Consider the following 18,959-nt stretch of genomic DNA (forward strand, 5'->3'; position numbering starts at 1 on the left):
GGCCGGCGGTTTACGTGCCGGCTTCGGCGTGCAGCGCCGGGAGGAGTTCGGACCGCGACCAGGTCAGGAACTCCTCCTGGTTGCCGCCGCCGACCTGGACCAGCGCGACGTGGGTGAAGCCGGCGTCGACGTACTTGCGGACCGCCGCGACGTGCCGGTCCACGTCGGGGCCGCACGGCACGGACGCGGCGACGTCGTCCTCCGTCACGAACGCGGCGGCGTCGTCGAACGCGCGCTGGTCCGGCAGCTCGGCGAGGACCGGCCACTGCAGGCCGAACCAGCGCCACTGGTCCAGGGCCCGCTTGCGGCACTCCGACTCGTCGGGCCCGTAGCAGAGCGCGACCTGCCCGTAGGCGGGCCGGCCCGGCAGCCGCAGCGACGCGTCGGGCGTGACGGCGACGGTGCCGTCGAGCGGCTCCGCCAGGTGCATCGACTCGTCGCCGGAGACGGCCAGGACGACCGGCACGCCCTCGTCGGGGCGGTCCCACAGCCGCGCCTCGGGCACGTCGAAGTACGTGCCGCCGTGGTGCACGGTCTCGCCGGCCAGCAGCGGCCTGATGATCTCGATGGCCTCGGCGAGCATCTCGTGCCGCTGGGTGCGGTGCGGCCACGCGCCGGCGATGTGCTCGTTGAGGTTCTCCCCCGAGCCGAGGCCGAGCGTGAAGCGGCCCTGTGACATCGCGCCGACCGTCGCCGCCTGCTGGGCCACGACCGCGGGGTGGTAGCGGCGGGTCGGGCAGGTCACCATGGTCATCAGTTCGAGGTTCTGGGTGGCGTACGCGGCGGCGCCGAGCACCGACCAGGCGAACGGGGAGTGTCCCTGCTCGACGAGCCACGGGTTGAAGTGGTCCGAGACGGCCGCGAAGTCGTACCCGGCCTCCTCCGCGCGCACCGCGTCGTCGACGAGTTCGCTGGGCCCGGTCTGCTCACACATCAGTGTGTAACCGAAGTTGACCATGGCCTCCGGATACCCCGCGTGGCGGGCGTTACGCGCCCAACCATCATTCTTGGAGAATGCCCAGCACATGGGCGAGAATCAATCGATGTCTCCCTATCTACAGGTGATCCGGCACCCTGTGCTCAACCGGGTCCTGCCGGGGCTGGTGCTCTCGGCGCTGGGTGACGGCATGAGCGCGGTCGCCGTCGGGTGGCTGGCGCTGCAGCTGGCGCCCGCGGACGCGCGGGGACTGTGGGTCGGGCTCGCCGTCGCCGCGTTCACGCTGCCCGGCGCCGTCGGCACGGTCGTGTTCGCGCCGCTGCTGCGCAACCGCGGCGCCGCGCTGCTCGTCGCGTGGGACGGCGCCCTGCGGGCGGCGCTGCTGGGCACCGTCGCGCTGCTGTCCACCTGCGGCGGGCTGTCGATCGGCCGGTACGTGGCACTGCTCGCCCTGTCGGCGCTGCTGTCGGCGTGGGGCTCGGCCGGGCGGTACACCGTGATCGCGCAGGTCCTGCCGGCCCCGCTGCACCTGCCGGCGAACGCGCTGCTCACCGCCATCGTGGAGGCCTCGACGGTGGCCGGGCCGGCGATCGCCGGGCTGCTGATCGCCTTCCTCGGCGCGCCGGCGGTCCTGGCGGTCGACGCCGCCACGTTCGCCGTCCTGGCCGTGTCGTTCCTGCAGATCAAGGCCGACACGCCGGGCACCGGGGCGGCCGGAAGGACGGCGGACGGACGCAGCGAGGGCTTCGCGGCGATCCGCCGGGATCCGCGCCTGCGCGGGCCGATGGTGCTGACGTTCTGGTTCTTCCTGCTGTTCGGCCCGCTGCCGGTCGCGATGCCGCTGTTCGTGTCCTCCGTGGACGAGATCGGGCTGGTGTACATGGCGTTCGGCGTCGGCGCGGTCATCGGCGCCGTCGTCACCGGCCACCTGCGGCGGCTGGCACTGTGGCCGGTCATGATCGGCGTGGTGATCGCCTTCGGCCTGCTGCTCATGCCGCTCGGCCTCCCGCTCCCGTTGTGGGGACACATGATCGCGCTCGGGCTGGCCGGGCTCGTGTGGGCGCCGTACCCGACGACCAGCATGTCCCTGGTCCAGCGCACGGTGCCGCCCGGGCGGCTGCCGCCGGTGCTGGCGGCCCGCGGGGCGGTGCTCGTCGTGGCCACCCCCCTGGGCACGCTGCTGGGCGCCCCGCTGGTGCAGGCCGTCGGGGCGCCGGCCACGTTCGCCGCCTGCGGCGCGGCGACCACGGCGGTGGGCCTGTTCGCGCTCGCCACGCTGCTGCGGGAGCGGCGGCGGTTACGCGACGTCGTCCAGCACGTTGCGGTAGGAGCACAGCCGCCGGGTGTACTCGCGGAGCACGTCGATCGCCTCGTCGAGGTCCTCGGTCAGCACGTCGGGCAGGTCGATGAGCAGCCGCCGGCCGTCGACCGTGCCGTAGCCGCTGACCTCGAACGCGCCCTCCCGCACCCATAGGTCGACGCCGAGGTCGACGGTGGTCCGGTCGTACCGCAGCACCACGCCGACCAGGGCGAACGGCGCCTCACCGGGTCCGATGCGACCGATCAGCTCCCAGTGCATGGGGCCGTGCGTGGCGGCGACCTGCTGCCCGTACCGCTGGAAATCCTCACAGGCGTCGTTGAGCGCACCGAGCAGTGTGGCGGCGCCACCCGATCTCGCGTCCATGATCATCCTCCTGCTGCGCGATAGGCGGCGCCCACCCCGGTCGGAGTGGTGCCGTTGCTGTAGAGACCGGTGTCGCCCGCTTTCGAGCTGTACAGGATGAACCAGGCATACCGTTCGACGAACGACAGTCCCTCGAGCATCGCCGTGGAGCTCTTCACGAAGCTGACCTGCTGGTCAACGGTCGGGTAGACGGTGCCGTTCTCGAACCGCATCAGCGCGTACTCGGTCAGCCAGATGGGCAGCTTGTACCGGTTGTACACGTTCTGCAGGTAGCGCTTGAGCTGGTTCGGCGCGTCCGGTCCGAAGTCGCCGCCGTACCAGTGCAGCGTGATGAAGTCGACCCGGTAGCCGCGCTGCTTCGCCCCGCTCATGAAGCGGTCGAGCCAGCCGCCGGGGGTGTCGCCGCCGTACGCGACGGACGGGCTGCCGAGCCGCAGGCCGGACGCCTGCAGCTTCGGCCACAGGTCGAGGACCTGCTCCGGGCTCATGTTCGACTGCTCTTTGAGGTCGGGCTCGTTGAACCCGAGCAGCACCTTGCCGTTCTGCTTGGCCTTGGCGACGTCGGCGTCGACGTTCGCGGTGCCCCACACCATCGGCACGAACTCGACGCCGCTGGTCGCGCCGAAGCTCGGCGCCGGCGACCAGTTGTAGTACCAGCCGGCCTTCATGTCCTTGACGGCCGCCTGGTTGAAGTTGACCTTGCCGTTGGTGCTGACGCCCTTCTTCGGGCTCTTCACCGCCGGCGGCAGCGCCGCTGGTGCGCTCGCGCTCCTGCTCGGCGCCGCGCTGGACGGTGGCACGCTGCTCGGCGCGGCGGCGCTCTGGCTCTGCTGTGCGGACGGCGACTCCCCCGGCTGGGACACGACCGCGGGCTTCTGCTCGCCGCTGGTGGCCACGTAGACGGCGCCGGCCGCCCCCGCGATCGCGACGGTCGCGGCGACGCCGGCCAGGGCCGGCTTCGCGGCGCCGAACCAGCCCAGGATCAGCCCCTTGAGCCCCTTGACGCCGATCGCCCCGGTCGCCAGGGCGCCGGTCTTCGTGGCCGCCGCGCTGAACACGAACGGGACCGGCACCAGCGAGATCCCGGCGAGGAGGCGCTCCGCGGCGACCATGTCGGCCCACGCCCGGTCGCACCGCTGGCACTCGCGGGTGTGGCGGGCCAGCCGCTTGCGCCACAGCGCGCTCGGCCGCCCGTCCCAGCTGGTCACGATCGCCTGCAGCTCCGGGCAGCGGGGCCGCACGGCCAGCGCCCGCACGACCGCGCGGGCCGCGTCGAGCTGCGCCTTCATCCGCTGGATCCGCACCGCCGCGTGCTGCCTCGTGATGTGCAGCGCCTCGACGACCTCGTCGCGCTCCAGCTGCCCGGCGGCCTCCAGCCACCACAGCGACAGCAGCTCCCGGTCGTCGTGGTCGAGCCACCGGGTCGCCTCCGCGACCTCCTGGCGCTGCCCCGACAGCCGCAGCCTGGTGATCGCGAGGTCGGCGAAGTCTGCGCCCGGGTCCGCGGTGTCGGTCGGGTCCGCCCAGTCACCGACCAGCGGCGCCTGGGTCTGCCTGCGGTGCCGGTCCCTGACCTGGTGCATCGCGATGGCGACGGCCCACGACCGGAAGCTCTCCGGCTCGCGCAGCCGCGGCAGCCCGTCGACGATCCGGAGCATGGTCTCCTGCACCACGTCGTCGACGTCGGCGTGCCCCTGCAACGCCCGCCCGACGATGTTGTAGATCAGCGGCAGGTACTCGGCGACCAGGGCGTCAAGCGCCCGCTGGTCACCGTCCCGCGCCGCGATCACCGTGGCCGTGCCCATCCGCATCCTCCTGTCGAACTATTCAGGAGACGAAGCAGCTCAGGGTCAATAACGCTTTCTCTTCGACTTTTTCCAGGTCACGTTGGGCTCTGTTCTCGCTACGCTCGGTCCCCGTTCGGCTTCACCGGCGCGCTGCCTTCGCGACGGGCGTGGCGGGTGGGGCAGAATGCAGAATCGTGACGACCTCCATTCAGGCGCGGATCGCCGAAGAGCTCGGTGTCAGGGAGCGGCAGGTGGCCGCCGCGGTCGAGCTGCTCGACGGCGGCGCGACCGTGCCCTTCATCGCCCGGTATCGCAAAGAAGCGACCGAGATGCTCGACGACACCCAGCTGCGCACCCTGGAGGAGCGGCTGCGCTACCTCCGGGAGATGGAGGAGCGCCGGACGGCGATCATCGAGTCGATCCGCACCCAGGGCAAGCTCGACGACGCCCTGCTGGCGCAGATCATGGCCGCGGACTCCAAGGCCCGGCTCGAGGACATCTACCTGCCGTACAAGCCGAAGCGGCGGACCAAGGCGATGATCGCCCGCGAGGCGGGCCTGGAGCCGCTCGCCGACGGGCTGCTCGCCGACCCCACCGTCGACCCGCTCGCCGCCGCCGCGGTCTTCGTCGACGCCGACAAGGGCGTCGCCGACGCCGCCGCGGCCCTCGACGGGGCGCGGGCGATCCTGGTCGAGCGCTTCTCCGAGGACGCCGACCTCATCGGCTCGCTGCGCGAGACGATGTGGGGGCAGGGCCGCCTCGTGTCGAGGATGCGCGACGGCAAGGAGGCCGACGGGGCGAAGTTCTCCGACTACTTCGACTTCAGCGAGCCCTTCACCAAGCTGCCCTCGCACCGCATCCTCGCCATGTTCCGCGGCGAGAAGGAGGAGATGCTGGACCTGGTGCTGGAGCCCACCCAGGATCCCGATCTCCCGTCGCTGTACGAGCCGACGATCGCCTCGAAGTTCGGCATCCGCGACGAGGGCCGGGCCGCCGACAAGTGGCTCAACGACACGGTCCGCTGGGCCTGGCGCACCCGCATCCTCGTCCACCTCGGGATCGACCTGCGGATGCGCCTGTGGCAGGCGGCCGAGGAGGAGGCGGTCCGGGTCTTCGCCGCCAACCTCCGTGACCTGCTGCTCGCCGCGCCGGCCGGCACCCGCGCCACGATGGGCCTCGACCCGGGCTTCCGCACCGGCGTGAAGGTCGCCGTCGTCGACGCCACCGGCAAGGTCGTCGACACGCACACGATCTACCCGCACGTGCCGCAGAACAAGTGGAACGAGTCGCTCGCGATCCTCGCCGCCCTCTGCCAGAAGCACGACGTCCAGCTGATCTCGATCGGCAACGGCACCGCCTCCCGCGAGACCGACAAGCTCGCCGCCGACCTGGTCAAGCAGTTCCCGCAGCTCAACGTCACCAAGGTGATGGTCTCCGAGGCCGGCGCGTCGGTGTATTCGGCGTCGGCCTTCGCCGCGCAGGAGCTCCCCGGCATGGACGTGTCGCTGCGCGGCGCCGTCTCCATCGCCCGCCGCCTGCAGGACCCCCTCGCCGAGCTGGTGAAGATCGACCCCAAGTCCATCGGCGTCGGGCAGTACCAGCACGACCTGTCCGAGTCGAAGCTGTCCCGCTCCCTCGACGCGGTGGTCGAGGACTGCGTCAACGGCGTCGGCGTCGACGTCAACACGGCATCCGCGCCCCTGCTGACCCGCGTCTCGGGCATCGGCGGCAGCCTGGCCGACGCGATCGTCGCGCACCGCGACGCGAACGGGCCCTTCCGCTCCCGCCGGGCGCTGAAGGACGTGGCCCGGCTCGGCCCGAAGGCGTTCGAGCAGTGCGCGGGCTTCCTGCGCATCCCCGACGGCGACGACCCCCTGGACTCCTCCAGCGTCCACCCCGAGGCGTATCCGGTGGTCCGCCGCATCCTGGCCGCGACCGGCACCGACATGAAGGCCCTCATCGGCAACGGCACGGCCCTGGCCCGGTTGAAGCCGGCCGACTTCGTCGACGACACCTTCGGTCTGCCGACCGTCACCGACATCCTCAAGGAGCTGGAGAAGCCGGGCCGCGACCCCCGCCCAGCCTTCAAGACCGCCACCTTCGCCGACGGCGTCGAGAAGATCTCCGACCTCACCCCCGGCATGCTGCTGGAAGGCGTGGTCACCAACGTGGCGGCGTTCGGCGCCTTCGTCGACGTCGGCGTGCACCAGGACGGCCTGGTCCACGTGTCGGCCCTGTCCTACACGTTCGTGAAGGACCCCCGCGAGGTCGTCAAGCCCGGCGACATCGTGCGCGTCAAGGTCCTCGACGTCGACATCCCCCGCAAGCGCATCTCCCTCACCCTGCGCCTCGACGACGAGGCCCAGCAGTCCGGCGCCCCCGGCGGCGGCCCCTCCGGCGGCCAGCGCGGCCCCGGCGGCGCGGGCTCGTCCGGCGGCCGCGGCGGCCAGGGCGGCGGTCCCCGCAGCTCGGGCGGCCGCGGCTCGGGTGGCTCGGGTGGCGCGGGCGGCGGCGGTCAGCGCGGCGGCGGCTCGGGTGGCGCTGGTGGGTCCGGTGGGTCCGGAGGCCAGCGCGGCGGCTCGGGCGGCCGCGGCGGCGACTCCCGCGGTGGCGGCCGTCAGCGCGACAGCGGTGGCCTGCAGAACAGCGCCCTCGCCGACGCACTCCGCCGGGCAGGCCTCGACAAGGGCCTCGACGGCCTCAACAAGAAGTAGCCCGCCTACAACGGCCCGGGAGCATGATTTCCCTGCTCCCGGGCCGTTGTGCAGCCACTCGCCACCGCCGAGCGCCCGCCGCGCTGGTCAGCGGAGGCGCCAGATGGTGGTGCGCATCGCGCACTGGTCTTCGAGCTTGACGCGGACCGGGACCTCGTACGTGGCGAGCGCCTCGAACAGGCGGGTGGGCAGGTAGCCGCGGCCGGGGTCGCCGACCAGGACCTCCGCGCCGCTGCGGCGCAGGTAGCCGAGGACCCGCTCGGCCACGGGGCCGCTGTAGAAGACGTCGCCGGCGACGATGACCTCGGCGTCGACCGGGACCGACGAGGTGACGATGTCGACGCCGTTGGCCCGGGCGTTGCGGGCGCACGCCGCCAGGGCCGCCGGGTCGGTGTCGACGGCGGTGACCGTGCAGGCGCCGGCTCGGGCCGCGGCGATGCCGACCAGCCCCGACCCGGCGCCCAGGTCCATGACGCTGCGGCCGGCCACGTACAGCGGCTGATCCAGCAGGAAGCGACCGAGCGCCATCCCGCCGGGCCACGCGAACGACCAGAACGGCGGGGGCTCGTCGCTGCGGTACGCACCCCCGGTGGCGTCGAACAGGCCCGCGTCCTCGGCGGCGAGGTCGAGGGTGAGCTCGGGCAGCAGCGGAAGGATCATGCCGCCGCTGCCGGGAAGCGGTGGATGTTGGACTCGACCCAGGTCCGCAGGTGCGCGAGCGGCGCGCACGCGTCCCGGCCGAGCGGGGTCAGCTCGTACTCGACCCGCAGCGGCACCTCGGCGAACACCTTCCGGGTGATCAACCCGTGCTCCTCCAACTTGCGCAGGGTGACGGTGAGGACCTTCGGGCTGATGCCCTGCAGTCGGGTCCGTAGGCTACCGAAGCGCCGCGGCCCGTCTTCCAGCGCGCCGAGGGCGAGCGCGCTCCACTTGTTGGCGAGCAGGTCGAGCATGTCGCGGCACGGGCAGCAGGCCGCGTAGACGTCGTCGGGCACGCGGCCAACAGTACCCAATGGAAACTCATCACCCTTGCGGGTAACTAGGGCGCTCTGGATAGCGTCGGCGGCATGAGTACGAACATGCCGGCCGTGATCAGCACGGCGGACGGCCTCAGGGACGTCGAGCTGCCAGTGCCCGAACCCGGCCCGCGGGACCTGCTCGTGCGGGTGCAGGCGGTCTCGGTCAACCCGGTGGACCACAAGGTCCGCAAGGGCGGCGGGGACCGGGTGCTCGGCTGGGACGCGGCCGGGGTGGTCGTGGCCGTGGGCGGCGAGGTGACGCTCTTCGCGCCGGGCGACGAGGTGTACTACGCGGGCAGCATCGACCGCCCCGGCACCAACTCGGCGCTGCACCTGGTCGACGAGCGGATCGTGGGGCGCAAGCCGCGCTCGCTGGACTTCGCGTCGGCGGCCGCGCTGCCGCTGACGACGATCACGGCGTGGGAGACGCTGTTCGACCGGTTCCGCCTCTCGGAACAGTCGACGGGCACGCTGCTGGTGCTCGGCGCCGCGGGCGGGGTCGGCTCGATGATGATCCAGCTGGCGCGGGCCCTGACCGGCCTGACCGTGATCGGCACCGCGTCCCGTGCCGAGTCGCGCGACTGGGCGCTTTCGCTCGGCGCGCACGACGTCGTACACCATGACGACCTCCCGACGGAGGTGGACTACATCTTCTCGCCGAGCACGGGCCGGCCCGGCCTGATCGAGCGCTTCGCCGAGATCCTCCGGCCCGGCGGGGCGATCACCGCGATCGACGAGCCCGAGGGACTGGACCTGCTGCCGCTCAAGACGAAGAGCATCAGCTTCCACTGGGAGCTGATGTTCACCCGGCCGCTGTTCCAGACCCCGGACATGATCGCCCAGCACGAGCTGCTGGACCGGGTCGCCACACTCGTGGACGCCGGCACCATCCGCTCCACGCTGACGACCCGGCTGGACGGCCTGAACGCGGCGTCGCTCACACGTGCTCACGAAATGGTGGAATCCGGACATATGGTCGGCAAGGTCGTGGTGGCTGAGCCGCTAGAGTGAGGGCATCTCCCCATCCCCCGTGGGAAGGATCATCGTGGACTGGCCACCGTTCCTTGAGTTCAGCGTGCCCGCCGCGCTGGCGATCTGGGTCGCCGCGGTGGCGGTGACCCTTTGGCGCTCCCGTCCCCGGCTGCCCGAGCCCGGGCCGGCGCGCACCGACCTGCCGGGGCAGAAGCCGCCGGCGGTGGTCAGCCTGATGGTCAACCGGTGGCGTTCCGACGAGGACGCGATCGACAGCACGCTGCTCGACCTGGCCGCGCGGGGCTTCCTGGAGCTGCGCGAGACCGGCGACGACCCGGTGCAGACGACGGCCCGCCTGCGCAAGGGCGACGGCCGGAGCCTGACGCCGTACGAGCAGCAGATCCTCGACCGGGTCCACCACCTGTCGGTCAACGGGGAGACGACCCTGACCAGCCTGGCGTTCGACAGCTGGACAGAGGCCCGCAGGTGGCGCCGCACCTTCTACCGCGCCGTGGTCGCCGAGGCCCGCACGCGCGGCCTCTCCACCCCCCGCCTGACCCCGAAGACCCGCCGCGCCCTGCTCCTCGGCGCGATCCTGCCCGCGCTGCTCATGTTCGTCACCTGGTGGTGGGTCGACAGCGAACTCAGCGCCAAGGTCCCCGACCAGGTCACCGGCGCGATCATCGGCGCCGCCGCGGTCTACCTGGCGCAGTACTTCGTGGTCGACTTCAACTGGGCCGACCAGACCACCCCCGAGGGCGTGGCCGCGACGGAGAGCTGGCTGGGCCTGCGCGAACACCTGACAACCGTCGAGGGCGTGGCCGACCTGGCCCCGGCGGACGTCGCTTCCTGGGGCCGCGAGATGGCGTACGCCTCAGCCCTGGGCATCCTGTCCGCAGACGACGCCCTGGTCCGCCTCACCCCCGGCGCCCGCTCACGCTGACCCCTTCCGGGAGCCCAACTGATCCCTGGCACCCGCTGGCTCCTCGGGAACCCGACTGATCCCGGGCACTCGCTCACGCCGACCCTCCCGGAACCCGGCTGAGCCCGGAGCACGCTCGCGCTGACCGAGCGCGATCAGGTTGCCCCTCACGGACGCCCCAGCGCCGGAGCCGGTGATCATCGGCACGAGGCATCGACTGGCAGCGCGAAGACGCGGCGTCGCCCCAGCGGGGCGCGAAGACGCGGCATCCCGCCGTCGTCACGGACGTCCCCACACCGGCACCGCAAAACATTGGCCGCGGCGTCTTGCCCCTTCGCGGGGTTGCTTGCCCACTTCGCGGGGTCATCTTGCCCACTTCGCGGGTGTCGCGCTGGCAACCACTGATTGCCGCATCGACAACGCGACCAACGCCCTGGGACGTGGCGCCCGCCCTGTTCACCCCGGAGGTCCCGCACCGCGTTGCCCTGGATCTCGGCAAGCCCGTGGATCTCGGCAGGCCCGTGGATCTCGGCAGGCCCGTGGATCTCGGCAGGCCCGTGGATCTCGGCAGGCCCGAGGCTCTCGGTGCCGCCCCGCTCGCGCTGGCACCCGGAGCCCCACTGGCACCCGGAGCCCGCTCGCGCGGAGCCCGCTCGCGCGGAGCCCGCTCGCGCTGACACCCGGAGCAGCCGCCGGCGCCAACCAGGTGCGAATCCAGCCACTCGCGCCGACCAGGCGCGATGCCTCACGGACGTCCTCGCGCCAGCGACGCGAAACAGCGACCCGTGGACGCGGCGCGCTGCACTCTCACAGACGGCCGCGCTGGCGACGTGACCAGCGGCCCGTGGACAGCACGTCCCGCTCCCTTCACGCCTGTGCACCCGCGCTGTCGCCCCGGAGACCCGCTGTCGTCCACCCCGAGGCCCGCTGTCGCCCCGGAGACCCGCTCTCGCGCCCCAGGGCCACCGGCTTCCACCCGGAAGCCCGGAGCCCGCTCGCCTCACCCAGACAGAGCCCGCTGCGGAGCCCGCTCTCGCCCAGAGTCCCCGCTCGCGCTGGCTGGGCGCGAAGTCCCGCACGTCCTCCCGAACGGCCCTCGCGCTGGCGGCGCGAACGTCCTACCCCTCACCAACCCCACCCTCGCGCGGGCGGCGTGGAGCGGCGGGTCGTGCTGGTGGCGTGGCGGACGGTGCCACGGCTGAGGGGTTCTCGAGCGCGGCCCCACCGCTGGCAGATCGTGAAGGCACCGGCGGCGGCGTCCTGCATACCTAACGCTACACCGCACGGAAAAATTGATCTTTGGATCGTGGGCGCGCCGTCACCTTCTGTAGCGGCGGGTGGGGGTCAGGTGGCGTTGCCGCGCAGGAGCATGGTCAGGAACTCGGCGTTGGACTGGGTCTTGGAGAGGCGGTCCAGCAGCTGCTCGGTCGCGCCGCCGTTGGCTGCGGCCAGGGCCTTGCGCAGGCGGGAGACGGCCAGCAGCTCGTCGGGGTGCAGGATGACGTCGTCGCGGCGGGTGCTGGAGGCGTCGATGTCGATCGCGGGGAAGACGCGGCGGTCGGCGAGCTTGCGGTCGAGCTTGAGCTCGGCGTTGCCGGTGCCCTTGAACTCCTCGAAGATGACCGTGTCGCCGGTCGAACCGGTCTCGACCAGCGCGGACGCGATGATCGTGAGGGACCCGCCGTTCTCGATGTTGCGGGCGGCGCCCAGCAGGCGCTTCGGCGGGTAGAGCGCGTTGGCGTCGATGCCGCCGGTGAGGATGCGGCCGGAGGCGGGGGCGGAGTTGTTGTAGGCGCGCCCGAGCCGGGTGATCGAGTCGAGCAGGAGGACCACGTCGTGGCCCAGCTCGACGAGGCGCTTGGCGCGCTCGGCGGCGAGCTCGGCGATGCCGGTGTGCTCCGACGGCGGCCGGTCGAACGTCGAGGCGATGACCTCGCCCTGCACGGACCGCTGCATCTCGGTGACCTCTTCGGGCCGCTCGTCGATGAGCAGGACCATGAGGTGGACCTCGGGGTTGTTGTGCGCGATCGCGTTGGCGATCGACTGCAGGACCATCGTCTTGCCGGCCTTGGGCGGCGACACGATGAGCGCGCGCTGGCCCTTGCCGATCGGCATGACCAGGTCGATGAGCCGGTTGGTGAGCTGCCGGGGGCCGGTCTCCAGCCGCAGCCGCTCCTGCGGGAAGAGCGCGGTCAGCTTGCTGAACTCGGGCCGGCCGCGGGCCCATTCGGGGTCGTTGCCGTGCACGGTGTCGAGCCTGGTGAGCGTCGAGCCGTTGGCGCTGCCGGTGATCGCGTCGCCGTGGCGCAGCCCGTACCGCCGGACCATCGCCGCCGGGATGGCGACGTCGTCGGGGCCGGGGCTGTAGCTGTCGACCCTCAGGATCATCTTGTCGCGGACGATGTCGGCGATGCCGGCGACGTCCCGGGCCTCACCCGACTCGGGCGGCTGGGGCTGACCTCCGGGCCGGCTGTGGTCCCGGTTGCGCTGCGCCGCTCTGGCACGGCGAGGCTTCGTTGCGTGACTTTGCTTGGCGGATCGATCCAACACTTCGGTTGGGGCCATGGGCGTCCTCCTCGGGACTGGCGTGTGAGGTGGCTTGTGTCCCTGAGAACACTGGCCGAAACGCGTGTGACCTTGGCTTCCTGCGAGAGGGCGTGACACGCGTCTGAGAAAGGTGGTCCCCGGGCGACAGACTGCCGACTTCCGCGGGACTGGCTTGACCGTAGCTCGTCAAGCCCTCCAGGGCAAGTATCTGTCCGTAGTCGACACGCTACCTTCCGGCAACCGTACGGCGGACCAAGCCGCACCATCCCGGCGAAACGCTGTTTGCAGTCGGGAAGCACAGCAGCCGGGGGGTTGACATGAACAGCACGTTTGACACGGTCCGCGCCGAGGCCCTCTTCGCCTCCGCCCTGCAGGCCTCGCAGGAGCCGTCGCCGGTCCAGATCCGGTCCGCGGTCACCTCCACGCTGCGGCGGTTCGGCATCAAGGGCTGCGCCGCCCGCGTCGCCGGCGAGTTCGGTGAGCACCCGGAGACCGCCGCCGCCCGCATGAGCTGGGCGCTGGGCATGGTCGGCGCCGCCTACCAGGAGCTGGCCGCCCGCGAGTTCGCATACGCCGGCTGACCTGCGGCGCGTTTCCGATCTCCGCTGTGCGGTAACACTGCGATTGTGGACCTGCGCCTGACCGTCGACCTGCCACGCGATCTTGATCGTATGAACACTCTCAGGCATGTGCTGGACGGCGCGCTCTCCGGCCTGGGCGTCGGCGAGCAGGCACGCGCCGACATCGGCCTGATCGTCTCCGAGACCTGGGCCAACGTGATCAGTCACGTACGGGTGGGCGTCGCCTTCCAGGTCCGCGCTACTGTCAATGAGAAGGCGTGCGTGATCGAAGTCACGTCTCCGCCGGATGCCCCTGACGCGCTTTTGCCATCGCAACCGTCCCTCCAGGTCGTCTCGAGCCTGGCCGACACGGTCGACGTCGGCGGCGACGGCCTGCTGCTCAGGGTGGTGAAGCAACTGTGACCGCATTCGCCGCACTGGTCTCTCCCGCCGGCGACGGCGCGGTCCTCGTGACCGCCACCGGCGAGCTCGACATGACGAGCGCCCCCACCCTCATCGAGTCGCTGCGCGACGCCATCCGTGCGTACGCGCCCTCCCGGGTCGATCTCGACCTCACCGGCGTGCCGTTCATGGACTCGACCGGTATTCAGGTCCTCGTCGCCGCCCAGTCGGACGTCGACGGCGATCTGCGCATCATCGGCACCAGCCCCGCCGTCCACAGGCTGCTAGAGCTCACCGGGCTGCTGGAGACGTTCGGCCTAACCGTTTAGCAACCGAACTCGAAGCATCCCGGCACCCGGTCAGGAGTTAGCTGGACCACAGCAGGGGAGCACAGAGCAGGAGGTCACCACCATGGAGTCGACGTTCGAAGCGGTCCGCGCTGAAGCACTCTTCGCCTCCACGCTGCAGATATCCCAGGTTCCGGCGGAGGCTGACGTGCGCGCAGCGGTGACGACCACGCTCCGGCAGATCGGTGTGCAGGGCTGCGTCGCGACGGTCGCCACGGAGTTCGGTGATCACCCGGAGACCGCCTCGCCCAGGATGAACTGGGCGCTGCGGATGATCCGGCAGGCGTACGCCCACTCGTGCACTCCCGAGGTCTTCGCCCGCCCGACCGCGCTGGCCTGAAATTTTCTTCCGCCGCGGCGCCCGAGGAGCGCCGCGGCGGCCTCCAGGAACCGCCCCAGCGGCGTCTACGGACCACCCAGCGGCGTCCAGGAACCGCCGCAGCCGCGCACGAACCGCCCGCCGCAGGTGTCCACGAACCGCCGCGATCCTGTCCAGGAACCGCAAAGCCCCCGCCGGACGCACCGGACGGGGGCTTGCATACTCCTTCGGCCGTGAAGCGGGTCTCGGCCTACGACTAAGGGTGTGTCAGACCGGACGGATGTTGTCGGCCTGCGGACCCTTCTGGCCCTGAGTGATCTCGAACTCGACCTTCTGACCCTCGGTCAGCTCGCGGTAGCCGGTGGCCTGGATCGCCGAGTAGTGCGCGAACACATCGGGTCCACCGTTGTCCTGCGAGATGAAGCCGTAGCCCTTCTCCGAGTTGAACCACTTCACCGTGCCTGATGCCACGTGTAACTCCTTAGCGACGACACCCCGACCCGCACCTCACGGATCAATGTTGAATCAGGTGCACGCCACGGGTGAGACGGTAGCTTGCGCGCTGCAAAAACGCAGCCCCGGTATCGGCATACGGACCCGATCGACTACCGAATTGAAATGCACAACCATTCCAAATGTACACACAGAGTATTGACAGACTCCACATTCAGTGACAATGTGCCCTATCCGCCCCCCGTGGGAGCGCTCATCTCGCATTTGGCGCATCGCTCTAGTACAGTCGGGCTCGGTCACCTCGTCCGAACGGACGATTTAGGGCTCCCGTCCAGCAGCGGCGGGCCGGTCCTTCGGCTGACCTCGCAGGTCTTGCACCGGCACTCAAACAACGGGTGTCGAGAGCGATTCCCGACCGGCGCCGGCTTCAGTGCGCTCAGCGCCTGCCCGGCACGGTGACGCAACCCCTTCCCGCACGGCTCTGACGACCGTGCCGTCACCGTTGCTCCGGTCAAACGCCCCGAAAGGTCATCCCGATGACGATCTCTGTCTCCAGCACCGCCGCCGTGTCCGCGCCGTCCGTCCCCGCCTCCCGGGACGTCAGCCGCGCCATCGCCCAGAGCCACGAGACCCCGACCGAGAGCAGCAGCACGCGGGCCAACGACGCCCAGGCCAAGGCCCTGCTGTCCCTGCTCGGCGACCTGCCGGCCGGCGCCGACCGCGACCGCGTCCGGGCCCGCCTCATCGAGCTGTACATCCCCCTCGCCGAGTACCTGGCCCGGCGCTTCCGCAACCGTGGCGAGCAGTTCGACGACCTCGTCCAGGTCGCCAACCTGGGCCTGATCAAGTCGGTCGACGGTTACGACCCGGGCCGCGGCGCCGCGTTCACCAGCTACGCCATCCCGATGATCGTCGGCGAGCTCAAGCGCCACTTCCGGGACAAGGGTTGGGACGTCCGCGTGCCCCGCCGCCTGCAGGAGCTGCGCCTGGAGATCTCGAAGGTCTCCGGCGACCTCGCCCAGGACCTGGGCCGCTCCCCCACGGTCGCTGACCTCGCCGCCCGCCTCAACGTCAGCGAAGAGGAGATCATCGAGGGCCTGGACTGCGGGCAGGCGTACCGCGCGCTGTCGCTGGACGCCCCCGCCGGCGACAACACGGACGCCGGCGCCAACGGCCTCGGCGACCTGCTCGGCGGCGAGGACCCCGACATGGTCAACGTCGAGAACCGCGAGGCCCTGCGCCCCATCCTGGCCAAGCTGCCCGAGCGCGAGCAGAAGATCATCGCGATGCGGTTCCACGGCAATCTGACCCAGTCGCAGATCGCCGCCCAGCTCGGAATCTCCCAGATGCACGTGTCCCGCCTTCTCGCGGGCGCGCTGCGCACCCTCCGGTCCGAGCTGACCGCGCTCGCCGAGTAACCGTCACCGTCCGCAAGCGTCTGCGGCCCGGAGGAATGCAATGTCGCATCCTCCGGGCCGCTCACACTGCACAGACGCCGGTCAATGCCCCACAATGCCGGGATTGGACCGAAAAACGGGATCGGACGCTGAATGCGCCGCGACCGTTCCCCCTGACCCGGCGGGTCCGCGGACTGCAACGTTCCGGGCCGGGACGACCGCGATGAAGAGTCCCGGCGCGCTGATGCGGTCCGTCGGGAACGGATCAGGCCCGGGACGTGTCGCGACCGCTGTCGGCCGACGGCGCAGTCTCGGCAGGGGCGGATGACGGGGTCTGGACCGGGACGACCGCGGAGGGCTCGGCGAGGTGCTTGGAGCGGACCTCGCCGGCGAGCAGGACGAGCCAGATCGCGCCGTTGGTGCCGCCGATGACCCAGTCCTCGGTCATGATCGTCGGTACGGCGGCGGCCGCGGCCACGGTGAACCAGGTCGCGGGGTGGCGGACGCCGGGGCGGCGCAGGACGACCGCCTGCCAGAGCCCGCGCAGGGCGTGCCAGAGCAGCAGCGCCACGCCGATGAGGAAGCCGATCGCGCCGAGGACGCCGCCACGGCGGAAGGCGCCGACCGCGGCGTTGTCGGTGTTCAGGTCGCGGCGCGGGCCTTCCTTGGGTGCGCCGTCGTCGTCCCGGTGCACGACGGCCCGCGAGGTGCGGGCGTCGCCGAACGTCTTCTCGGCCCAGCCGGCGTGCTTCCAGTCGACCCAGACCTGGCGCCACGTGTCGGTGCGCCCGCTGGTGACGTCGTTGCCGCCGGCGGTGAACCGGTCGCGGAACAGGAAGTCGCTGCCGCCGCCGATGGTGAAGACGGCCACCAGCACCAGGAACGGCATCGCGACCGCCACCAGCGCGGGCCGCCCCCAGCGGTCGAGGTCGCCGTCCTGCCCGCCGACCGTGGTCTCGCTCCGGCGCTGCTCAGAAGGCTGGGAATCGGTGGCGTGGCCGGTCCGGCCACCACGGCTCTTCCGGCCCGTCCAGTGGCGGAGCAGTACAACCGCCGCGAACGCAAACGCAGCGGCTGTGGCGAACACGAATCCGGTGCGGGAGTCACTGATCGAGAGGACCAGGGCGGCGACGGCCGCGACGCCGACGCGCTGCCAGGCGGCGAACGCCCGGTCGAATCCGACCCGCACGGCGGCGATCACCACGAGGCCGGCGAGGGAGTTCGGGTGGTAGAAGAGGCCGGGGCCGCCCCAGAAGCGGTTGCGCATGATGCGGGCCGAGGCGCTGTCGGGGATGGCGTGCAGCTCGTCGAAGAGACTGCCGGCGCCGAAGTAGAGCAGCGCGCCGATGCCGACGAGGATCGCCGCGGCCATGCCGACGCTGAGGTCGCGGTGCCGGTCGCCGGCGGGGTCACGGTCGCCGTCGCGGTCCCGCCGGGTCGTGGCGACGACGGCCAGGACCGCAAGGGTGAAGACGCCGAGGTACGCCAGCCGCTGCGCCGCCACGGTCAGGTGGCCGGCGCGCAGGACGAACAGGGCGCCCAGCACACCGAAGACCCAGTAGGACAGGCCGAGCCAGGCGCCGCCGAGGCCCGGCAGCTCCCGCAGGGTGCGCAGCCACGGCCGGCCCCAGACGGCGAAGACGACGACCTCGACGAACAGCACGGCCCAGATGACGATCGGGTGCTGGGTGGCGGTCCAGGTGAGGATGCCGGCGAGGGTGAAGAGCCCGCCGGTGACCGCGCCGCGCAGCGTGATGCCGCGCAGGCTGGCCGCGAGGCCGACGACGCCGAGCGCGATGACCGCGGCGGCGAAGGCCTCCGCCGACTCGCTGACGCTGCCGGTGCGGCCGTGCTCCAGGATCGCCGCGAGGACCGCCAGGACGACGGCGACGGCGCCCGCGGGGATCGCGGTGCGCCTGCTCATCGGGCGCTGGCCTGCAGCTGCTTCTTGCCCTTGCGCCGGCTGCGGCTCAGGAAGAAGTCGCGCACGACCCGCCGCGGCCCGGCGGGGACCAGCCAGACCTGCAGGAAGGTCACGTAGTCGGTCATGCTGGGCTTGCCGTGCCGGCGGGCCTCGCCGAGCAGGTCGAAGAAGACCCGGGGGCTGCGGCTGGCGGCGGCCATCGAGCCGACGACGCTCATCGCGAGCGCCGCGTAGGCGCGGGGCGTGACCCGCGGGCGGGTCTCGCGCAGCCAGACCAGCGACTGCTTCCACGGCGCGTCGAAGCTGATCCTGGGGCGGTTCTCGTCGGCGTACCAGATGACGAGAGGCTCCTCGGCGTAGATCAGGTCGACGCCTTCCTCCTGCAGGCTGCGCAGCGTCCAGTCGAGCTCCTGCAGGCGGCGCAGCCCGTCGGCGAACGGCACCTTCCGCAGCAGCGCCGTCGGCGCCATGATCGTGGAGGTCTGGATGAACCCGTCGCCGTGGAAGAGCCCGTGCCGGACGGCCAGGTATTCGCTGATCGGCTCGCCGGGCGCCGGGACGCGGCGCGGCATGATCAGCTCGGCGCGCGGGGTGCGCATGTAGAGGCGGCTGCCCACGATCGGCAGCGGCACCCCGGACGCCTTCGCCCGGGACAGCTGGGTTTCCAGTTTCTCCGGGAGCCACTCGTCGTCGTCGTCGAGGAACGCGACCCACTCGGCGGCGGCGACGTCGACGCCGTGGTTGCGCGCTGCGGGCGCCCCACCGGACGTCTCCCGCTCGACCCAGCGGACCCGCTCGTCGCCGATCTCGCGAAGGGCCGCAACCGTCGCGGCGTCGGGTCCGTCAATGATGACGACGACCTCGACCTCCCGCAGCGTCTGGTCCAGTGCGCTGCGCACGGCCCGGACCACCAGCTCGGGCCTGTTGCGCGTCGGAATGACGACGCTCACCACGGGTGTTTGCACGATGACCAAT

Annotated in this window: 17 protein-coding genes; 9 read left to right on the forward strand and 8 right to left on the reverse strand. The window is 71.6% G+C overall.

Annotated elements, in window-relative coordinates:
- Window positions 1-10 precede the first annotated feature (10 nt).
- The gene (locus AB0J72_RS17360) at window positions 11-958 is read right to left on the reverse strand and encodes a TIGR03557 family F420-dependent LLM class oxidoreductase (protein WP_363399763.1); all 948 of its coding nucleotides are present in this window, start codon (window positions 956-958) and stop codon (window positions 11-13) included.
- An 85-nt stretch (window positions 959-1,043) separates the two neighbouring features.
- Here AB0J72_RS17360 and AB0J72_RS17365 point away from each other — a divergent pair, with 85 nt between their 5' ends.
- Window positions 1,044-2,411: an MFS transporter gene (locus AB0J72_RS17365; RefSeq protein ID WP_363399765.1), complete on the forward strand. Its 1,368-nt coding sequence runs from the start codon at window positions 1,044-1,046 to the stop codon at window positions 2,409-2,411.
- Window positions 2,412-2,623: 212 nt separating this feature from the next.
- Here the strand turns inward: AB0J72_RS17365 and AB0J72_RS17370 are convergent, their stop codons facing one another.
- Window positions 2,624-4,426, reverse strand: a complete 1,803-nt coding sequence (locus AB0J72_RS17370; RefSeq protein ID WP_363399767.1) for a sigma-70 family RNA polymerase sigma factor — start codon at window positions 4,424-4,426, stop codon at window positions 2,624-2,626.
- 176 nt (window positions 4,427-4,602) lie between these two features.
- Between AB0J72_RS17370 and AB0J72_RS17375 the strand changes: the two genes are divergently transcribed.
- Complete coding sequence (locus AB0J72_RS17375) at window positions 4,603-7,122, forward strand: Tex family protein (RefSeq protein ID WP_363399769.1); 2,520 nt, start codon at window positions 4,603-4,605, stop codon at window positions 7,120-7,122.
- 87 nt (window positions 7,123-7,209) lie between these two features.
- On the opposite strand, the gene AB0J72_RS17380 is transcribed toward AB0J72_RS17375, so the two are convergent.
- Entirely contained in the window at window positions 7,210-7,782 is a 573-nt protein-coding gene (locus AB0J72_RS17380) for a 50S ribosomal protein L11 methyltransferase (protein ID WP_363399771.1), read from the reverse strand.
- Entirely contained in the window at window positions 7,779-8,117 is a 339-nt protein-coding gene (locus AB0J72_RS17385; protein WP_344515169.1) for a helix-turn-helix domain-containing protein, read from the reverse strand. The genes AB0J72_RS17380 and AB0J72_RS17385 overlap by 4 nt, the downstream gene beginning before the upstream one ends.
- Before the next feature lie 72 nt (window positions 8,118-8,189).
- Between AB0J72_RS17385 and AB0J72_RS17390 the strand changes: the two genes are divergently transcribed.
- On the forward strand, window positions 8,190-9,152 hold the full coding sequence (locus AB0J72_RS17390) for a zinc-binding alcohol dehydrogenase family protein (RefSeq protein WP_363399774.1): 963 nt from the start codon (window positions 8,190-8,192) through the stop codon (window positions 9,150-9,152).
- Window positions 9,153-9,186: 34 nt separating this feature from the next.
- Window positions 9,187-10,056, forward strand: coding sequence for a hypothetical protein (locus AB0J72_RS17395; RefSeq protein ID WP_363399776.1), 870 nt, complete (start codon window positions 9,187-9,189; stop codon window positions 10,054-10,056).
- Window positions 10,057-11,379: 1,323 nt separating this feature from the next.
- On the opposite strand, the gene rho is transcribed toward AB0J72_RS17395, so the two are convergent.
- A complete protein-coding gene (gene rho, locus AB0J72_RS17400; RefSeq protein ID WP_363399778.1) occupies window positions 11,380-12,600 on the reverse strand; it encodes a transcription termination factor Rho in 1,221 nt (406 codons plus the stop codon).
- 299 nt (window positions 12,601-12,899) lie between these two features.
- Here rho and AB0J72_RS17405 point away from each other — a divergent pair, with 299 nt between their 5' ends.
- The 4 genes from AB0J72_RS17405 (at window position 12,900) to AB0J72_RS17420 (ending at window position 14,231) form a co-directional block, all read left to right on the forward strand.
- Window positions 12,900-13,163, forward strand: a complete 264-nt coding sequence (locus AB0J72_RS17405; RefSeq protein WP_363399780.1) for a hypothetical protein — start codon at window positions 12,900-12,902, stop codon at window positions 13,161-13,163.
- Between the two features lie 45 nt (window positions 13,164-13,208).
- Window positions 13,209-13,565 carry an ATP-binding protein gene (locus AB0J72_RS17410; RefSeq protein ID WP_363399782.1) on the forward strand — a complete coding sequence of 119 codons (357 nt, stop codon included), beginning with the start codon at window positions 13,209-13,211 and terminating at the stop codon, window positions 13,563-13,565.
- Window positions 13,562-13,873, forward strand: coding sequence for an STAS domain-containing protein (locus AB0J72_RS17415; protein ID WP_363399784.1), 312 nt, complete (start codon window positions 13,562-13,564; stop codon window positions 13,871-13,873). The genes AB0J72_RS17410 and AB0J72_RS17415 overlap by 4 nt, the downstream gene beginning before the upstream one ends.
- 82 nt (window positions 13,874-13,955) lie before the next feature.
- Complete coding sequence (locus AB0J72_RS17420; RefSeq protein WP_363399786.1) at window positions 13,956-14,231, forward strand: hypothetical protein; 276 nt, start codon at window positions 13,956-13,958, stop codon at window positions 14,229-14,231.
- Between the two features lie 246 nt (window positions 14,232-14,477).
- Here AB0J72_RS17420 and AB0J72_RS17425 read toward each other — a convergent pair whose 3' ends face one another.
- A complete protein-coding gene (locus AB0J72_RS17425) occupies window positions 14,478-14,681 on the reverse strand; it encodes a cold-shock protein (protein WP_033363591.1) in 204 nt (67 codons plus the stop codon).
- A 518-nt stretch (window positions 14,682-15,199) separates the two neighbouring features.
- Here AB0J72_RS17425 and AB0J72_RS17430 point away from each other — a divergent pair.
- Window positions 15,200-16,081 (forward strand): RNA polymerase sigma factor SigF, encoded by an 882-nt coding sequence (locus AB0J72_RS17430; RefSeq protein WP_363399789.1) that lies wholly within the window; start codon window positions 15,200-15,202, stop codon window positions 16,079-16,081.
- A 244-nt stretch (window positions 16,082-16,325) separates the two neighbouring features.
- On the opposite strand, the gene AB0J72_RS17435 is transcribed toward AB0J72_RS17430, so the two are convergent.
- Both AB0J72_RS17435 and AB0J72_RS17440 read right to left on the reverse strand, forming a co-directional pair.
- Window positions 16,326-17,984, reverse strand: coding sequence for a hypothetical protein (locus AB0J72_RS17435; protein WP_363399791.1), 1,659 nt, complete (start codon window positions 17,982-17,984; stop codon window positions 16,326-16,328).
- A complete protein-coding gene (locus AB0J72_RS17440) occupies window positions 17,981-18,949 on the reverse strand; it encodes a glycosyltransferase family 2 protein (RefSeq protein ID WP_363399793.1) in 969 nt (322 codons plus the stop codon). Before AB0J72_RS17440 ends, AB0J72_RS17435 begins: the two co-directional genes overlap by 4 nt.
- Between the last annotated feature and the right edge of the window lie 10 nt (window positions 18,950-18,959).

This window comes from Dactylosporangium sp. NPDC049742, assembly GCF_040674675.1.
Classification (GTDB): domain Bacteria; phylum Actinomycetota; class Actinomycetes; order Mycobacteriales; family Micromonosporaceae; genus Dactylosporangium; species Dactylosporangium maewongense.

Coding starts and splice junctions, on each gene's coding strand:
- AB0J72_RS17390 (WP_363399774.1), top strand. CDS start 8,190: ATGAGTACGAACATGCCGGCCGTGATCAGCACGGCGGACGGCCTCAGG.
- AB0J72_RS17380 (WP_363399771.1), bottom strand. CDS start 7,782: ATGATCCTTCCGCTGCTGCCCGAGCTCACCCTCGACCTCGCCGCCGAG.
- rho (WP_363399778.1), bottom strand. CDS start 12,600: ATGGCCCCAACCGAAGTGTTGGATCGATCCGCCAAGCAAAGTCACGCA.
- AB0J72_RS17360 (WP_363399763.1), bottom strand. CDS start 958: ATGGTCAACTTCGGTTACACACTGATGTGTGAGCAGACCGGGCCCAGC.
- AB0J72_RS17430 (WP_363399789.1), top strand. CDS start 15,200: ATGACGATCTCTGTCTCCAGCACCGCCGCCGTGTCCGCGCCGTCCGTC.
- AB0J72_RS17405 (WP_363399780.1), top strand. CDS start 12,900: ATGAACAGCACGTTTGACACGGTCCGCGCCGAGGCCCTCTTCGCCTCC.
- AB0J72_RS17370 (WP_363399767.1), bottom strand. CDS start 4,426: ATGGGCACGGCCACGGTGATCGCGGCGCGGGACGGTGACCAGCGGGCG.
- AB0J72_RS17435 (WP_363399791.1), bottom strand. CDS start 17,984: ATGAGCAGGCGCACCGCGATCCCCGCGGGCGCCGTCGCCGTCGTCCTG.
- AB0J72_RS17365 (WP_363399765.1), top strand. CDS start 1,044: ATGTCTCCCTATCTACAGGTGATCCGGCACCCTGTGCTCAACCGGGTC.
- AB0J72_RS17420 (WP_363399786.1), top strand. CDS start 13,956: ATGGAGTCGACGTTCGAAGCGGTCCGCGCTGAAGCACTCTTCGCCTCC.